Origin of the sequence: Streptomyces sp. NPDC006261, assembly GCF_040613515.1 — a bacterium.
Lineage (GTDB): Bacteria > Actinomycetota > Actinomycetes > Streptomycetales > Streptomycetaceae > Streptomyces.
The window spans coordinates 1-14279 of sequence record NZ_JBEXSI010000023.1; the positions used below are offsets into that span (position 1 = coordinate 1).

Annotated in this window: 18 protein-coding genes and 1 pseudogene; 10 read left to right on the forward strand and 9 right to left on the reverse strand. The window is 72.6% G+C overall.

Going from position 1 to position 14279, the window contains the following annotated elements:
* Window positions 1–344 (reverse strand): cbb3-type cytochrome c oxidase subunit I (locus ABZ154_RS16985; RefSeq protein WP_356833306.1); only part of this gene is annotated, 344 nt, incomplete at its 3' end.
* Window positions 345–545: 201 nt separating this feature from the next.
* On the opposite strand from ABZ154_RS16985, the pseudogene ABZ154_RS16990 reads away from it, so the two are divergent.
* Window positions 546–1223: pseudogene (locus ABZ154_RS16990) on the forward strand (NAD(P)-binding domain-containing protein); the annotation flags it as partial.
* Between the two features lie 98 nt (window positions 1224–1321).
* On the opposite strand, the gene ABZ154_RS16995 reads toward ABZ154_RS16990, so the two are convergent.
* Genes ABZ154_RS16995 through ABZ154_RS17005 form a run of 3 tightly spaced genes read right to left on the reverse strand, consistent with a single transcriptional unit; the run spans window position 1322 to window position 2918 of the window.
* The gene (locus tag ABZ154_RS16995; RefSeq protein WP_356833308.1) at window positions 1322–1669 is read right to left on the reverse strand and encodes an Asp23/Gls24 family envelope stress response protein; all 348 of its coding nucleotides are present in this window, start codon (window positions 1667–1669) and stop codon (window positions 1322–1324) included.
* Window positions 1666–2340, reverse strand: a complete 675-nt coding sequence (locus ABZ154_RS17000; protein ID WP_356833310.1) for a hypothetical protein — start codon at window positions 2338–2340, stop codon at window positions 1666–1668. Before ABZ154_RS17000 ends, ABZ154_RS16995 begins: the two co-directional genes overlap by 4 nt.
* Window positions 2331–2918, reverse strand: a complete 588-nt coding sequence (locus tag ABZ154_RS17005) for a sigma-70 family RNA polymerase sigma factor (RefSeq protein ID WP_356833312.1) — start codon at window positions 2916–2918, stop codon at window positions 2331–2333. The genes ABZ154_RS17000 and ABZ154_RS17005 overlap by 10 nt, the downstream gene beginning before the upstream one ends.
* Before the next feature lie 243 nt (window positions 2919–3161).
* Here ABZ154_RS17005 and ABZ154_RS17010 point away from each other — a divergent pair, with 243 nt between their 5' ends.
* The 7 genes from ABZ154_RS17010 (at window position 3162) to ABZ154_RS17040 (ending at window position 7022) form a co-directional block, all read left to right on the forward strand.
* Window positions 3162–3686: an Asp23/Gls24 family envelope stress response protein gene (locus ABZ154_RS17010; RefSeq protein ID WP_356833314.1), complete on the forward strand. Its 525-nt coding sequence runs from the start codon at window positions 3162–3164 to the stop codon at window positions 3684–3686.
* Window positions 3687–3690: 4 nt separating this feature from the next.
* The gene (locus tag ABZ154_RS17015; protein WP_356833316.1) at window positions 3691–3918 is read left to right on the forward strand and encodes a hypothetical protein; all 228 of its coding nucleotides are present in this window, start codon (window positions 3691–3693) and stop codon (window positions 3916–3918) included.
* A 441-nt stretch (window positions 3919–4359) separates the two neighbouring features.
* A complete protein-coding gene (locus ABZ154_RS17020) occupies window positions 4360–4806 on the forward strand; it encodes a DUF6286 domain-containing protein (protein ID WP_356833318.1) in 447 nt (148 codons plus the stop codon).
* Between the two features lie 52 nt (window positions 4807–4858).
* Window positions 4859–5452: a hypothetical protein gene (locus ABZ154_RS17025; protein WP_356833320.1), complete on the forward strand. Its 594-nt coding sequence runs from the start codon at window positions 4859–4861 to the stop codon at window positions 5450–5452.
* Window positions 5453–5619: 167 nt separating this feature from the next.
* On the forward strand, window positions 5620–6135 hold the full coding sequence (locus ABZ154_RS17030) for an SRPBCC family protein (RefSeq protein WP_356833322.1): 516 nt from the start codon (window positions 5620–5622) through the stop codon (window positions 6133–6135).
* Between the two features lie 97 nt (window positions 6136–6232).
* A complete protein-coding gene (locus tag ABZ154_RS17035; RefSeq protein WP_356833324.1) occupies window positions 6233–6721 on the forward strand; it encodes a hypothetical protein in 489 nt (162 codons plus the stop codon).
* A gap of 73 nt (window positions 6722–6794) precedes the next feature.
* Window positions 6795–7022 carry a hypothetical protein gene (locus ABZ154_RS17040; protein WP_015606445.1) on the forward strand — a complete coding sequence of 76 codons (228 nt, stop codon included), beginning with the start codon at window positions 6795–6797 and terminating at the stop codon, window positions 7020–7022.
* 49 nt (window positions 7023–7071) lie between these two features.
* Here the strand turns inward: ABZ154_RS17040 and ABZ154_RS17045 are convergent, their stop codons facing one another.
* On the reverse strand, window positions 7072–8157 hold the full coding sequence (locus tag ABZ154_RS17045; protein ID WP_356833326.1) for an enoyl-CoA hydratase/isomerase family protein: 1086 nt from the start codon (window positions 8155–8157) through the stop codon (window positions 7072–7074).
* 249 nt (window positions 8158–8406) lie between these two features.
* Here ABZ154_RS17045 and ABZ154_RS17050 point away from each other — a divergent pair, with 249 nt between their 5' ends.
* A complete protein-coding gene (locus ABZ154_RS17050) occupies window positions 8407–10560 on the forward strand; it encodes a SpoIIE family protein phosphatase (RefSeq protein ID WP_356833328.1) in 2154 nt (717 codons plus the stop codon).
* 134 nt (window positions 10561–10694) lie between these two features.
* On the opposite strand, the gene ABZ154_RS17055 is transcribed toward ABZ154_RS17050, so the two are convergent.
* From ABZ154_RS17055 to ABZ154_RS17070, 4 genes are all read right to left on the reverse strand, one after another.
* Window positions 10695–11378: an LAETG motif-containing sortase-dependent surface protein gene (locus ABZ154_RS17055; RefSeq protein WP_356833330.1), complete on the reverse strand. Its 684-nt coding sequence runs from the start codon at window positions 11376–11378 to the stop codon at window positions 10695–10697.
* Between the two features lie 210 nt (window positions 11379–11588).
* Window positions 11589–12077: a GNAT family N-acetyltransferase gene (locus ABZ154_RS17060; RefSeq protein WP_356833332.1), complete on the reverse strand. Its 489-nt coding sequence runs from the start codon at window positions 12075–12077 to the stop codon at window positions 11589–11591.
* Window positions 12078–12119: 42 nt separating this feature from the next.
* Window positions 12120–13163, reverse strand: coding sequence for a DUF6397 family protein (locus ABZ154_RS17065; protein ID WP_356833334.1), 1044 nt, complete (start codon window positions 13161–13163; stop codon window positions 12120–12122).
* A gap of 129 nt (window positions 13164–13292) precedes the next feature.
* Window positions 13293–13706, reverse strand: coding sequence for a roadblock/LC7 domain-containing protein (locus ABZ154_RS17070; protein WP_356833336.1), 414 nt, complete (start codon window positions 13704–13706; stop codon window positions 13293–13295).
* A gap of 140 nt (window positions 13707–13846) precedes the next feature.
* Between ABZ154_RS17070 and ABZ154_RS17075 the strand changes: the two genes are divergently transcribed.
* Entirely contained in the window at window positions 13847–14275 is a 429-nt protein-coding gene (locus ABZ154_RS17075) for a PPOX class F420-dependent oxidoreductase (RefSeq protein ID WP_356833338.1), read from the forward strand.
* Window positions 14276–14279: the final 4 nt, after the last annotated feature.

Below are 14279 nucleotides of genomic sequence, written 5' to 3' on the forward strand. Positions count from 1 at the left end.
CCGATCTGCAGCGGCATGATCCAGTTCGCGAATCCGGCGAACAGCGGCGTCGCGAACATCAGCAGCATGATCGTGCCGTGCATCGTGAACGCCTGATTAAATTGTTCGTTCGAAATCAGCTGGGTTCCGGGGCGGGCGAGTTCGGCGCGCATCACCAGGGCAAGGAGTCCTCCGACGCAGAAGAAGGCGAAGGAGGTGACGAGATAGAGCGTCCCGATCGTCTTGTGGTCCGTGGTGGTCATCCACTTGATGACGACGTTGCCCGGCTCCTTGAGCCGTACCGGCAGTTCGTCCCCCTCTGCGGCATCGGTCTCCACCGGTTGCGAGATGCCCCTCGTCGTCACTGCGACGCTCCTTCGGTCAACGGCCCGTATGGACTAGGCGACCAGGATGGACCCGCGCCGATCGGTCCGGTGGGACATCCTTCCCCGTCCCGCGCGAGCGCCCGGCAAGGACACTCAAATGGCCCACACGGCGGTCCGGAATAGCTCGCCGGGCAGCGGAGTTGGTGAAGCGGCAGAACCACTTCTCCCCACTCAGCAAGTTATGGGAAGGTCGGATCCATGAAGATCGGCATTATCGGAGCGGGCAACATCGGCGGCAATCTCACCAGGCGGCTGACCGCACTCGGACATGAGGTGTCGGTCGCCAACTCCCGCGGCCCCGAGACCCTGACCGCCCTGGCCGAGGAGACGGGAGCCACCCCGGTGGCCGCGTCGGAGGCGGCACGGGGTGCCCGCATCGTCGTCGTGACCGTCCCGTTGAGGGCGGTCCCCGACCTGCCCGCGGGATTCCTGGGCGGGGCGGCGGAGGACGTCGTGGTCATCGACACCGGGAACTACTACCCGCAGCAGCGCGACGGGCGGATCGCCGCCATCGAGGACGGGCTGCCGGAGAGCCGGTGGACCGAGCAGCGGATCGGCCACCCGGTGATCAAGGCGTTCAACGGGACGTACGCGCAGGACCTTTTGAACCGAGGCCGTCCCCAGGGAAGCCCCGGCCGGCAGGCGCTGCCGGTGGCCGGGGACGACCCGGTGGCCAAGCAGGCCGTCCGCGACCTCATCGACGAGCTCGGCTTCGACACGGTCGACGCCGGTGGCCTGGACGAGTCGTGGCGTCAGCAGCCGGGGACGCCGGTGTACGGCAACCAGGGCGACGCCGACGCCATCGTGAAGGCACTGGCGGAGGCGTCGCCGGAACGCACGGCGGAGTGGCGCGCCTGATCCGCACGGTGGAGGAGGCCGGGCCGCCCGGGGCGTGGTCCCGGGCGGCCCGGTCGCCGTCTCCCCCTCCGGTCCCGCGGCCGCGGGGGCCCAACCGCTCAGACCACCCCCGTCACCGTCACCGTCACCCGCACCGAGACCGACGGCTCGGCGCGGACCGCGGCCAACGTCGCGGTGTGCACGGCCCGGGTGACGTCGAGGGCACGGTGGCCGCGGCGCAGGACGATGCGGATGTCGATGTGCCACGCACCGGTGGCCTCGTCCCGCCTCACCCGCACCCCCTGCGCCGGCGCACCGGGCCCCGCCGCGAGACGCGGGGCCCGGTCGGCGACCCGCGTCCGCAGCAGGTCCACGACGCCGGGACGCAGGAAGGCGACGCCGGGGACGTCCTGAGCGGCCCCGGCCGCTGCTTCGGCGAGCCGGTCCCGGTGTGTGTCGGCGGTCATCGCGCTGCTCCTCCCGTGCCGTGGCGATCGTCCTCGGCGTCATCGTCCTCGGCGTCGCCGTCCAGGATGTCCACGACCAGGACGTCGGCCGCGCCGAGGCGCATGCCGATGTCCTGGTCGGCGACCGCGGCGATCCGTGCGCGTACGGCGTCGGCCAGATCCGGCAGTGACCGGTCCAGGCTTGCCGCGACCTCGACGCGTACGTGGACCGGGCTCATCGGGTCGGCCGGGTCGAGCGGCGCGATACGGCAGCTCCCGGCCCGTACCCCGGGCAGCGCGTCGACCGCCGCCCGCAGCAGCCGCGCGGCCGCCGCCTCGACGATCCAGTGGTCCTCCTCCGGTTCCCCCAGGGGAAGCGGACGCCCGGGGCGCAGTTCGAGCCGGACGAGGTCCATCACGCGGTCCGTGACCGCGGCCGTGACCGCGGCCGGCAGTCCGGGCTCCTCGGCGCAGGTACGACGTACGGCTTCGCCCAGGCCGGTGAGTTCGGCCAGGGCCGCCGAGCAGTGCGGGCAGGCGAGGAGGTGGGGGTCGTCGGCTGTCCGGCCGGCGTCCCAGGCATCCCAGACGTCGCTCAGCGGGCGCCCGCAGGCGAGCCGCTCCTCCTCCTCGTACCGGCTCTCTTGCAGCCGACTCTCTTCCGGCCGGTCGGGGTTGGCCCTCATCGCCATGCGCTCATCGCCTCCGTCAGGTAGCGGCGGGCCCGGAAGACCCGGCCGCGGACCGCCTGCAGACTGATTCCGACCGTGTCCGCGATGATCTCGTACGACAGCCCCTGCATCTCGCGGAGCACCCAGCAGACACGTTGTTCGGGCGACAGGCCCTCCATCGCCGCGGCCAGTGCGTCGGCCGCGGCCCGCGACTCGACGGCGCGGGCGGGGGACGCCTGATACTCCGGGGCGGCCTGTTCGGGCACCGAGTCGAGGTCCGCCGCCGGTCTGCGGGACCGGAGCCGGTTGAAGCAGCCGTTGGTGACGATGCGGTGGAGCCACGTGTGGAAGGAGGCGTCCCGGCGGAACTCGGGAAGTTTGCGCCAGGCGCTGACGAAGGCGTCCTGAACGGCGTCCTCCGCGTCCGCCCGGTCCCCAAGGAACCGCGCCGCGAGTTGCAGCATGGCGGGGCTGTGCCGCCGCACGAGCGCCTCGAACGCCTCCTCGTCGCCCTCTCCGGCCCGTACGACCAGCAGCGCCTCGTCGGCCCGGACGCCGTCCGGCGCCCGTTCCGTCATCTGGTTCCCGTCGCCGGGCACGGACCAGCCCCTCCCTCAGTCGGTTGCACGACACCCTCTCGGTCTGCTCGCTTCTGTCGGTCGGACACCCGGGACGGCGGAACGTCACGCACCGGTGTACTCCGACCGCGACGCCTGATCGGGGACCGGGGATCCGGGATCCGGGATCGGAAAGTTTCCGGGAACTCGCGTGACGAATCGTCGGACAGTGTGTCCAACGAGATGTCAGACGAATACGAGCCGAGCGATACGCGAGGAGTTTCCATGACCACCACCGAGACAGCCGCAGCCGTTCCCGTCGCGGGCACGGGACCGGGGTCGGGCGGACAGAAGCGGAGCGGCGGAGTCGGCGGTACGACGACCGTGGGGCGCGGAGCCACCGGCCCGTCCGAGCCCGCCGCGACGCGGGGCCGTACCTCGATCGCGGACACCGTCGTCGTGAAGATCGCGGGCATGGCGGCCCGGGAGATCCCGGGCGTGTACGACATGGGCGGTGGTCTCTCCCGCACGCTCGGCGCGGTGCGTGACCGCGTGCCGGGCGGCCGGCCGAACGTCGGACGGGGCGTCAAGGTCGAGGTGGGCGAGCGCCAGACGGCCATCGACCTGGACCTCGTCGTCGAGTACGGCGTCGCGATCACCGATATGGCGCGCGACGTGCGCGAGAACGTCATCGCGGCGGTGGAGCGGACGACGGGCCTGGAGGTCGTCGAGGTCAACGTGACCGTGAACGACGTCCACCTGCCCGAGGACGATGACGAGGCCGCCGCGGCCGAGACCCGCGTGGCGTGACGGCGTGACGCGGAGGGTGGACGGACCCGGCCCGGTGGACGGTGTGCCGGGGCGGGGCGTGGCCGGGGCGTCCGCGGGCATGGCGCTGGGGTTCGCTGGCTGGTTCGGCGGGTTCGGGGCGTTCCTCGTGGTGGCCGCGCTCGGCGCGCTGGGCTGGTTCGCCGGTCACCTCGTGGACCGGGGGACCGGTCTGCGGGAGTTCCTCGACTCGCTGGTGGGGAGGCGGTCGTGACCGTTCCCGCCGGTGGGCGTGGTTCGACGACGGTGGCGTCGCGGGCGGTCCGGCGGATCGCCGAGCGGGCCGCCGCCGAGGCGCTGCCCGACGGCGGGTCGGTACTCCGGGGTTCGGCCGACGTGCGCGGGACCTCCGCGCGGATCTCGGTCGGCGTACGGCTGCCCTATCCGGTGCGGGCCGACGAGGCCGCGCAGCGGATCCGGGATCGGGCTGTGGCCCGGACGTCGGCCCTGACGGGTCTGTCCGTACCCCGCGCCGAGGTCCGCGTCGACGCGCTGTCCGCCGACGCTCCCGCGCCCGCCCCGGAGGCCGATGAGGTGCAGCCCGCACCGGACGCTGCCCAGGGTCGCCCCGGCCCCCGGATCAGGTCGGAGCGGCGTGTTCCCGCAGCGTTCCTGGCGGCCGTGGGAGCTGTGGTGTGCGGGATGGTGCTGGCCGATGTGGTCGCGGTCCGGTTCGGCGGCGGCCCGGATCCTGCGGGAGCGGGCCCTCGGCGTCCCCGGGGTCGCCCGAGCGCAGGTGACCGTGCGTCGTCGGCGGGCGAAGGTCCGCGCCGTTGTGGGGTACGGCGACCCGGACGAGGTACGCGCCGAGGTGGTCCGGGCGCTGGGCGTGGGCCTGCTGGAGCTGGGCCTGACCCGCCCGCCCGCTCCGCGGGTCCTGGTCCGGGTACGGCGCGAGGCGGGCCTGCTGCCACCGGAACCGGAAACGCTGGTGGACCCGGCAGCGGTGGAGCGGCCGGACGCGGCGGAGCAGCCGAACGCGGGGGGACGGCCGGACTCGGCGGGACGGCCGGACTCGGCGGGACGGCCGGACGCGGCGGGACGGCCGGACGCGGCCGTGGACGGCGCTCCGGGCGGTCCTTGGTACGGCGGAGAGGCATGAGCGGCGTGTGGGGACGCGGCGTGAGGGAAAGCGGCGTGAGGATGTGGCGAGCGTGGCGGTGATCAAGCGTGGCGCGGTGAACCGGGTGCTGCTCGGGACGGTCGGCCTGGCCCTGCTGGGCGGCGGGGCTCTCCTGGCCGTCGGGGACGGTTCGGGGCTGGGCCAGGCGGGGCACGAGGTGCCGGACTGGTGGGCCGGACGCGCGGCCTACGGGGTGCTGCTGGACCGCGACGGACTGGCCCGGGCCCGGGAGACCGGCTGGTGGACCCCTGTCGTGATCGCGGCGCTCGTCCTCGTACTGGCGCTGTTCGTCCGGTGGTTCACCGGGCAGATGTCGGCGCCCCGGCCCCGGTGGGTGGGCCTGCGGAGCGACGGTCTGGCGCTGCGGCGGCGGGCATTGGAGCGGGCGATGACCGCGCAGGCGGCCGCGGTCGACGGGGTGGCGGACGCCCGGGTACGCGTGGCGGGCCGCCCGCTGCGGGCGGCGGTGACGTTGGTCGTCGAGCCGGAGGCCCGGCCCGCGGAAGTGGTGCGCCGGGTCGCCGCCGGGATGGTGGCGGACGCGCGTCGCTGCGCGGGCATACGCGGCCTGCCGACCGACGTACGGGTGAAGGTGGCGAACCGGCGGGAGCGGCGCACGCGCTGAACCGGGCGGTCCACGGGGGCGGCGGGGGCCTGGATCCCGGTCGCCGGACCGCTCCCGCACTCAACGGACGGGCTACTCGTGAGTAAGGTGTGAGCCCGGGATGCGGCACCACGGTCCGTCCGCTCCCGGGATCCGGCCGACGACGACCGTGGACGAGGAGTTGCGCCGTGCCCCGCACCATGTCCGTGGCGGACAGCATCGTCATCGATGCCCCTCCGGCATACGTGTACGAACAGCTCAGCGACCCGACCACGATGGGCCGTTGGAGCCCCGAGAACCGCGGGGCGACCGTGATGGGTGAGCGGCGCGGCGCGTACGTCGGCATGGTCTTCGAGGGCCGGAACAAGCGCGGTGCCCTGAGCTGGACGACCCGGTGCACCGTGACGGCGGCCGATCCGGCCGAGCGCTTCGCCTTCCGGGTCCACGCCATCGGCGTCCGGCGCCCTCGCCTTCCAGGGCCCATCGCGACCTGGGATTACCGCTTCGAAGCGGTGGGCGGCGGGACCCGGGTGACCGAGACCTGGACCGACGACCGGCGCTCATGGCCGGATTTCCTGGCCAACGGTTTCGACCGTGTCGCGACAGGGGGGAAGACCTTCGGGCAGTTCCAGCGCGGCAACATCCGGAGCACCCTCGAGCGCCTCAAGGCCGCCGTGGAGGAGGACCTCCGAGAAGCCGCCTGAGCCGCGCCGCCGGACTCCGTACGGCCGGGCCGAGGGGAGTGTCACTGCTTCCGTGCACACTGGGGCACGTACGCGTGGTCCAAGCGCAGGGGGACGTATGGGTGGCGAGGAGGATGCCGGCTTCGAGCCCGCGACCGGGGACGGGCCGCCGCTCACCGAGGCCGCCGAGGTGCGCGCCGCCTCGGTGCGGACCGCCTTCGAGGGGCTGCTGCAGATCCGCCGTCTGACCGGTGACGGACGGGCCGGTCCTCCGGAAGCCGCGCCGGCGCCGTGGGAGCTTCACCGGCCGGTACGGGCCGTCGCGTTGGCCCTGGAGAGCTCCGGGGCCACTCCGTCCGCAGTCGACGCGTCGGGGCACCGGCTGTCGGCCGGGTACCGGGTGCGTACGGGTGAGCCGGCCGGGTCGGTGCGGGTCGACTGGGCCGGGCCGCCGGGCAGCGGCGCCGCGCACCACGAGGGGGAGGCGCTGGCCGAGTGCGCCGAGGTGCTGCGGCGGCTCGGCTGGACCGTACTGCTCTACCGGGGTCCTCGCAGGCGGCGGTATCTGGAGGTGGAGCCGCCGGCGGATGTTGCCGGGGTGCGGTAGCGGCTCGGAGGGGTGTTGTCAGACCCATGGGGGATGCTTGACGGTCCGACACCTTCGACCAGGAGACGCCGAGATGGACAAAGACGAGCTCGCCGCGGCGCAGGCGTATGTCCGCCTGCTGGAGGCCACCCGGGCCGCGCTCTCGGACCCGGAGGACGCGCCCCTGTACCTGCCGCTGCTCACATCACCGATGCGGGAGGCCGACCGTGCCCTGCGCGGCGCGGGGCTGACGGGGAACGAGGACCGGCTGTTCGCTCTGGTGCGGGAGTTGCAGCCGAGCCTGTCCGGCAGCGACAGGTAGGCAGGGAGACAGGGAGGCCGGCAGAGGGAGCACCGGCCGGGGCTCGGTCTCAGGTCGTACCGTCGGCGGTGACGCCGGGGGCGAGGCCGAGCTCCTGCTCATCCGGTCCGAGGGGGGCGAAGAAGCGGGCGACCGTGCTGTCGTCCACCTCGGCGAGGGTGGCCGGTTTCCACTGCGGGTTGCCGTCCTTGTCGATGATCCGGGCGCGTACGCCCTCCACGAAATCCGGTTCCTCACTGATCCGGCCGGAGACGCGGAACTCCTGGTCGAGGACGGCTTCCAGGCTGCCGAGCCGGCCGGCCCTGCGTACGGCGGCGAGCGTGACCTTGAGCGCCAGGGGCGACCTTCCCGCGAGTTCCGCCGCCACATCGGCCGCCGCGGGGGCGGAGTCCGCCTGGAGCCGTCGGACGATCTCCTCGACGGTGTCCGCGGCGTAGCAGGCGTCGATCCAGTCGCGCTGCGCGGCGAGCTCGCCGGCGGGCGGCTCCTCGGCGAACCCCTGCACCGTCCGCACCACGTCGTCCGCGCTCGCCGCCCCGGCCAGGGCCTCGGTGAGCTCAGGCAGTCGCCGCGTGGGCACGTAGTGGTCGGCGAGGCCGCACAGCAGGGCGTCGGCCGCCCCGACTGAACGGCCGGTGAGCGCCAGGTGGGTGCCCAGCTCGCCCGGGGCGGCGGCCAGCAGGCGGGTGCCTCCGACGTCGGGCACGAACCCGATGCCGGTCTCGGGCATCGCCGAACGTGAGCGTTCCGTGACGATCCGGAGTGAGCCGTGGGCCGACACCCCGACTCCCCCGCCCATCACGATGCCGTCCATCAGAGCGACGTACGGCTTGGGAAACCGGGCGATGCGGGCGTTCAGGCGGTACTCGTCACGCCAGAAGTCCAGCGACGCACGGCCTCCGGCCCGGGTGTCGTCGTGGAGCGCCCGGATGTCACCGCCCGCGCACAGGCCGCGGTCGCCCGCTCCTGCCAGGACGACCGAGGTGACCGCCTCGTCCCGCTCGGCACCGGCGAGCGCCTCGACGAGAAGCCGCACCATGGTGTGGGTGAGGGCGTTGATGGCGCGGGGCCGGTTCAGGGTGATGTGCAGGGAGCGCCCTCGGGTCTCCAGCAGAACGGGCCGGTCGTCGATCATGTGTGCACTCCGCTCACTGGGCACGGTGGAGTCCTGTGGGCCGTCCGTCGCCACCGGACGGTTCGTTCCCGCCATTCTGCGACTCCCCCGCACGCCCGCCGGACACGGGGGCCGCCAAGGGTCCCGACGCGTGGTCCGGGAGGGGACTTCGGTGGTGCGCCGCTGTGGCACTCCGGTGGAAGCGGCTCGACAATTGAGGCTCACAGGGCGCGTCGCCGCGCGCCCCGCCGGACGACCTCCGGAGCATGCATGACCGACCACGAACGGCGGCAGGACACCGAAGCCGCTCCGCTCCGCCGGATCGACCGCAGCACCAACGGTGAGATCGGGCCGACGGAACGCCTCGCCATGAACCGGACGGGCAGCTTCGACTGGGACCTCGATGCGCGGACCCTGGACATCGACGACGCGGGGCTCGCGGTCTTCGGCGTGGACCCGGCGACGTACGACTCGCGTCCCGGCGCACTGGTGGAGCGGCTGGAGCCGGCGGAGCGAGCTCGGCTGGACGTGACGATCGACGAGGCCATCACGGGCGGCAGCAACTCCTGCAACGTCCACTTCCGGGTTCCGCTGGACGACGGGACGACCCAGTGGACCCATGTCCAGGCCCGCATCCTGCGGTCGAAGGACGGGAAGGCCCACCGGATCGTGGGGGTCGTCCGCGACGCGACGGCGGAAGTCACCCATTCGGCCTTCGTCCTCGATCTGGAAAAGCGCAGGCAGCGTCAGACCAACATCGTCGAGCGCACGACCAGCGCCATGTCACGCGCGGTGACCGTGGACGATGTGACGGCCGCGCTCACCGGTCCGGGCGGGCTGGCGAGGCTGGGGGCGGACGGGCTGGCCCTGGGGCTGGTGGAGAGCTCCGCCCTGAACATCGTGGCGCTGAGCGGCGAGTCCCTGGAGGCGCTCGACGGGCTCGGCTCGGGGGACCTGGAGCGCAACCTTCCGCTGGCCGACGCCATCCGCAGCGGGCGGCCCCGGTTCATCACGTCGCTGTCGGCACTGGCCCGGCGGTACCCGGTGCTGGAGCCGCATCTGGGCAAGCTCCGATTCCGGGCCGCCGCCTATCTGCCCCTGGTCGCCCAGGCCAGGTCGCTCGGCGGCCTCGCCCTGTTCTACCGGGAGCGCACGGTCTTCAACGCCGACGAGCGGATCCTGTGCCTGGGTCTTGCGGCCATCGTGGCGCAGTCCCTCCAGCGGGCCATGCTCTTCGACGAGGAGCGGGAGTTCGCCACCCAGCTCCAGTCCGCGATGCTCCCGCCCCGCATACAGGACATCGAGGGCGGCGAGATCGCGGTGCGCTACCACGCTGCGTGGAGCGGGCGGCAGGTCGGCGGCGACTGGTACGACGTGATCGCTCTGCCCAAGAACCGTTACGGCCTCGTCGTCGGGGATGTGCAGGGGCACGACACCCACGCGGCAGCGATCATGGGCCAGTTGCGCATCGCCCTGCGTGCCTACGCTGCCGAGGGCCACCCGCCGGCGACCGTGCTGGCCCGGGCGTCGCGGTTTCTCGCCGAACTGGACACGGACCGCTTCGCGACCTGCACCTACGCCCAGGTCGACCTGGCCACAGGGGCGGCACGGGTGGTCCGGGCCGGACACCTCGGACCGCTGATCCGGCATTCCGACGGGCGGGTGGGCAGTCCGCAGGTGCGCGGCGGTCTGCCGCTGGGCATCTCCACGGAGTTCCACGACGAGGAGTACCCGGAGACCCGGCTCGATCTGGTACCCGGAGAGACGTTCGTGCTGTACACGGACGGCCTGGTGGAGGAGCCGGGCGCCGACCTGGACACCGGGGTGGAAGCGCTGCGGAACGAGGTGAGCGCGGGACCCGCCGGGGCCGAGGCGCTGGCCGACCATCTCTCGGACCGGCTCTGGGAACGGTGGGGGTCGGGGGACGACGTGGCGCTCCTGGTCCTGCGGCGCAGCCCCGATGTGGGGTCCTCGCACGCGCCCCGGCTGCACCAGTACATCCATCAAGCTGACCCGGAGGGGCTGTCGGACGCCCGTGCGATCGTGCGCCAGGCACTCGCCGACTGGGACATGGCCGAGTTCGCCGACGACGCGGAACTGGTCACCGGTGAGCTGCTGGTGAACGTCCTGCTGCACACAGAGGGCGGGGCGGTCCTGACCGTGGAGGTACTGCCCGAGCCGGTGCGGCGTATCCGGCTCTCGGTGCAGGACCGGTCGAGTGCCTGGCCCCGGCGGCGTACCCCGGGCGAGACCTCGACGTCGGGCCGGGGGCTGCTCCTGCTCGACGCTGTCGCCACCCGCTGGGGGATCGAGCCCCGCGGCGAGGGCAAGGCCGTCTGGTGCGAGATCGGTCCCGCTCCCCCGCCGGCCACCGCTTCCCCCCGGGGCGCGGCGGAGCAGGCCCCGCCCTCCGGGCAGCGATGACCGGGCAGCGACGAGGGGGGCGCCGCACCACCTTCTGCGATGCGGCACGCCCCTCGGTCGGCGGCGCCGACACCTCAGGCGACCCGGCGCCGCTCACCGCCTCATGGGGGGGAGCGACGCCGGACGCACGGGCGTCAGGCCTGGGTGGGACGCCGCTTACGGACGGCCCACAGGATCCCGCCACCGGCGAGCAGCACCGCGAGCGCGGCGCCACCGATGAATGGCGTGGCGGACGACGAACCGGTCTCGGCCAGGGGCGGCGAGCTCTCGCTCGGAGCCGGCACCGCGGGCGCGGACTCCGAAGGCTCACCGCTGGGGGTCTCGCTCGGCTCGGGCGTCTGAGTGCCCGGGGTCTCCGACGGCGTCGGCTCGGTCGGCGGCGGCTCGGTCGGAGTCGGCTCGGTCGGAGTCGGCTCGGTCGGAGTCGGCTCGGTCGGCGGCGGCGTGGGGGGCTCCCCCTCGCACACCTTGGCCATCTTCTCGCCTTCGTACGAGTACGTGCCGCCCTTGCTGCCGTCCTTGACGACCAGCCGCACGGTCAGCTGCTCGGAGTGCTCGGGAAGCGTGAGCTTCTTGTTGAACTCCCTGCCGAACGTCTCGGTCGGCAGCAGGTCCTTGCCGTCCACCGTGACGGTCACCGTGTTGGGGACGTTCGCCGTGTAGTACTTGAGGTCAACAGTCACCTCGGAGCAGGTCACATCCCAGGTGGGGGTGTGAGCCGCGGCCGGACCGGCGGAGATCATGCTTCCGGTCAGACCGACGACCGCAGCGGCCACGAGTTTTCCAGCGGCGCGCCACGATCTCCTGGGTATGGTCATGGGTACTTCCTCCAGCTGCATCTCATCGCCCGGATGGCGATGGGGCGCACAGTACTGCCATGACCCCGTCAGGGCGCACCCGCCCCACACACCTCCTCCCGACCCAACTCCCCTGGATATCTCTGCCTCCTGACACAAGGTGGACATCTGCTTCAAGCCACCGTTCGTCGGTAACGAACCGGCCGGTGGCCGAAGCCGCGGCCCGGGATCTCAGAGGGCCTTGTGCATGATGTGCAGGCCCACATAGCCCTCGGTCGGATGGTTGAATCCCTCGGGAAGGGTGCCGATCACCTCGAAGCCGATGGACTCGTACAGCTTGACCGCGCGGGTGTTCGTCTCGACCACCGCGTTGAACTGCATCGCCCGGAAACCCGACGTGCGGGCCCACTCGACCGAGTACTCGCACAAGGCGCGCCCCACCCCCTTGCCGGAGCGGGCGGGGTCGACCATGTACGTCGCGCTGGCCACGTGGGAGCCGTTGCCCATGTGGTTCCGGTTCATCTTCGCGGTGCCGAGGACCTCTCCTGCCTCGTCGACGGCGACGACCACGCGGTTCGGCGCGGCGACGAACCACCATCCCCGTGCGTCCTCCTTCGCGAGGTCCAGCGGGTAGGTGAGGGTCTCGCCCGCGGCGATGATCCTGTGGAAGAACGGCCAGATGGCGGGCCAGTCCTCGGTGGTTGCTTCCCTGATCAACATACGGACATGATGCAGGATTCGAACGCCCGCCCGTGAACCGCGCTACCCGTCACTCCGCCGGCGCCACCCCAGCCGGGCCAGCAGCCGTTTTCCGCCATGCTCCCCTACGTCGGAGAGTGCGTCCCCGGCGCAGGACGACGGGGGCGGCGCCGTCTCCGCGACCGGCAGGGCCTGTGGTGCAGGGACGCGAGAGGTGGAGCCCGGGGTGGGGGTCATCCGCGCTCCGGGGTCGTCACCCGGCCGTGGGGCCGGCCGTGCCTCGCGGGCCAGGTCCAGACCGAGCGTCAGGTTCACCCGCCGCCACAGGATCTCGTCGGGGTCGTCCGCCAGCATCAGCTCCCCCATGGTCTCCCTGGCCGCCACGGATCCCGGCCGCCCGAAGACGGGCTCCGGCCTGACCCGGGCGAGATAGGCGCGCTCATAAGGATCCTCCACCACCTCCGCCAGGTGCGCGGAGTCCAGTGCGGACGCCTCGACCGCCGCCCGCGCCCAGGGGTCGGCGGTGCGCTTCAGCAGTCGGTCGATGCGCTGATTCCGCCAGTTCCGCGCACGCCAGTCGCCGCCCGCCTCCAGCAGCGTGCGCATCCCGAGGGGCGTGCGGCCGGCGAGCAGCTCGGGTTCCCGCACCGCGAACGAGGCCAGCTCGTCCGCGAGATAGAGCCACACCACCGCTCGGTACCGGTTCAGATAGAACGTGACGGGCGAGACGCAGCCCGCACGGGCCAGCCGGGTGAGGCGCGCGGGGACGATACCGAGCAGAGCGGCACCCTCCGCGGTGCCGACGGTGCGTACGCGCTCGGCCAACCCGTCGGGAAAGCCCGGGTCTTCGCGCAGCCGCGCGAGCTCCCGCTCGTGCACCCGCGGCCGCCCGCCGCCGGGCCCGGCAGTGACGGCAATCAGTCCCAGGTGCACAGCCAGCTCGAATTCACTGCGCCTGAGCCCCAGTTCCTGCGCCGCACGGCCGGCGGCCACCGTGGCCGCCGATGTGCCGGACGAGGTGTGCGCGCCATCATTGCGGCCTTCGTCGGCATCCCGGACTTCGCCGGTGTCCTCGGTCCGCGCGCGGACCGCTTCCTTGACCGTCATGGCCGTCCTCCCCGTGAGCGTCGAATACTCTCCGTGATCACGGTAGCCCGGCGGAGTCACTCTCGGTCCGGCCTGTGGATAACTCTGCTCGGCCGGAGAAAAGGACGAGGTCAGAAGCTGTCAGAAGCCTCAGAAGGGGTGCGCGTCCTCCGGGCCGCTCTGGCGGACGGATACGCCGAGGTGCTCGCCGACCCGGTTGACGAGCAGAGTCATCTCGTAAGCCACCTGCCCCACGTCGGCTTCGGCGGCGGTCAGCACGCACAGACAGCTGCCGTCGCCCGCGGCGGTCACGAAGAGCAACGCCTCGTCGAACTCGACCATGGTCTGGCGGGCCCGCCCCGCCCGGAAGTGCCGTCCCGAACCGCGCGCCAGGCTGTGCAGTCCGGAGGAAACTGCGGCCAGGTGTTCCGCGTCCTCGCGGGCCAGTCCGGTGCTGGCCCCGGTGACCAGGCCGTCGTTCGACAGAACCAGCGCGTGGCGTATGTACTGCACCCTGCTGGTGAGATCGTCAAGGAGCCAGTCAAGTCCCCGGTCAAGCGCCATCTGCTCGTCCTCCCCGTGCCTTCGTTCCCCGTGCCCCGCTACGCGCGTAAGCCTTGCGCACCGCCCCCGTACGGGCAAGCGCCCCCCTCCTCCCGGGGCGCCGCTTCGCGCCACGCGAGCAGCGGGCCCAGGATGGGTCCATGGCACATCACATGACCGATGGAGAATGGCGGGCCTTCCTGTCCGAGGGCACCCGCACCGCAAAGGTCTCGACCGTGCGGGCCGACGGCAGTCCACACGTCGCGCCCGTCTGGTTCCTGCTCGACGGCGATTCGCTGGTCTTCAACACCGGCAAGAAGAGTGTGAAAGGCCGTAATCTGGAGCGCGACGGACGGGTCTCCCTGTGTGTGGACGACGACCGGCGGCCGTACGCGTTCGCCGTGGTGCAGGGGCATGCGGAGCTGAGCGAGGAACCCGAGGAACTGTTGCGGTGGGCGACGCGGATCGCCGGGCGCTACGTCGGACCGGAGGCCGCCGAGGAGTTCGGCCGACGCAACGGTGTGGCCGGTGAGCTGGTGGTGCGCGTACGGATCGACAAGGTGACCGCCCTGGCCGGCATGGCCGACTGAACGG

Coding starts and splice junctions, on each gene's coding strand:
- ABZ154_RS17065 (WP_356833334.1), bottom strand. CDS start 13,163: ATGACGGTCAAGGAAGCGGTCCGCGCGCGGACCGAGGACACCGGCGAA.
- ABZ154_RS17020 (WP_356833318.1), top strand. CDS start 4,360: ATGTGGTCGCGGTCCGGTTCGGCGGCGGCCCGGATCCTGCGGGAGCGG.
- ABZ154_RS17035 (WP_356833324.1), top strand. CDS start 6,233: ATGGGTGGCGAGGAGGATGCCGGCTTCGAGCCCGCGACCGGGGACGGG.
- ABZ154_RS17050 (WP_356833328.1), top strand. CDS start 8,407: ATGACCGACCACGAACGGCGGCAGGACACCGAAGCCGCTCCGCTCCGC.
- ABZ154_RS17075 (WP_356833338.1), top strand. CDS start 13,847: ATGGCACATCACATGACCGATGGAGAATGGCGGGCCTTCCTGTCCGAG.
- ABZ154_RS17055 (WP_356833330.1), bottom strand. CDS start 11,378: ATGACCATACCCAGGAGATCGTGGCGCGCCGCTGGAAAACTCGTGGCC.
- ABZ154_RS17010 (WP_356833314.1), top strand. CDS start 3,162: ATGACCACCACCGAGACAGCCGCAGCCGTTCCCGTCGCGGGCACGGGA.
- ABZ154_RS17060 (WP_356833332.1), bottom strand. CDS start 12,077: ATGTTGATCAGGGAAGCAACCACCGAGGACTGGCCCGCCATCTGGCCG.
- ABZ154_RS17000 (WP_356833310.1), bottom strand. CDS start 2,340: ATGGCGATGAGGGCCAACCCCGACCGGCCGGAAGAGAGTCGGCTGCAA.
- ABZ154_RS16995 (WP_356833308.1), bottom strand. CDS start 1,669: ATGACCGCCGACACACACCGGGACCGGCTCGCCGAAGCAGCGGCCGGG.
- ABZ154_RS17045 (WP_356833326.1), bottom strand. CDS start 8,157: ATGATCGACGACCGGCCCGTTCTGCTGGAGACCCGAGGGCGCTCCCTG.
- ABZ154_RS17040 (WP_015606445.1), top strand. CDS start 6,795: ATGGACAAAGACGAGCTCGCCGCGGCGCAGGCGTATGTCCGCCTGCTG.
- ABZ154_RS17070 (WP_356833336.1), bottom strand. CDS start 13,706: ATGGCGCTTGACCGGGGACTTGACTGGCTCCTTGACGATCTCACCAGC.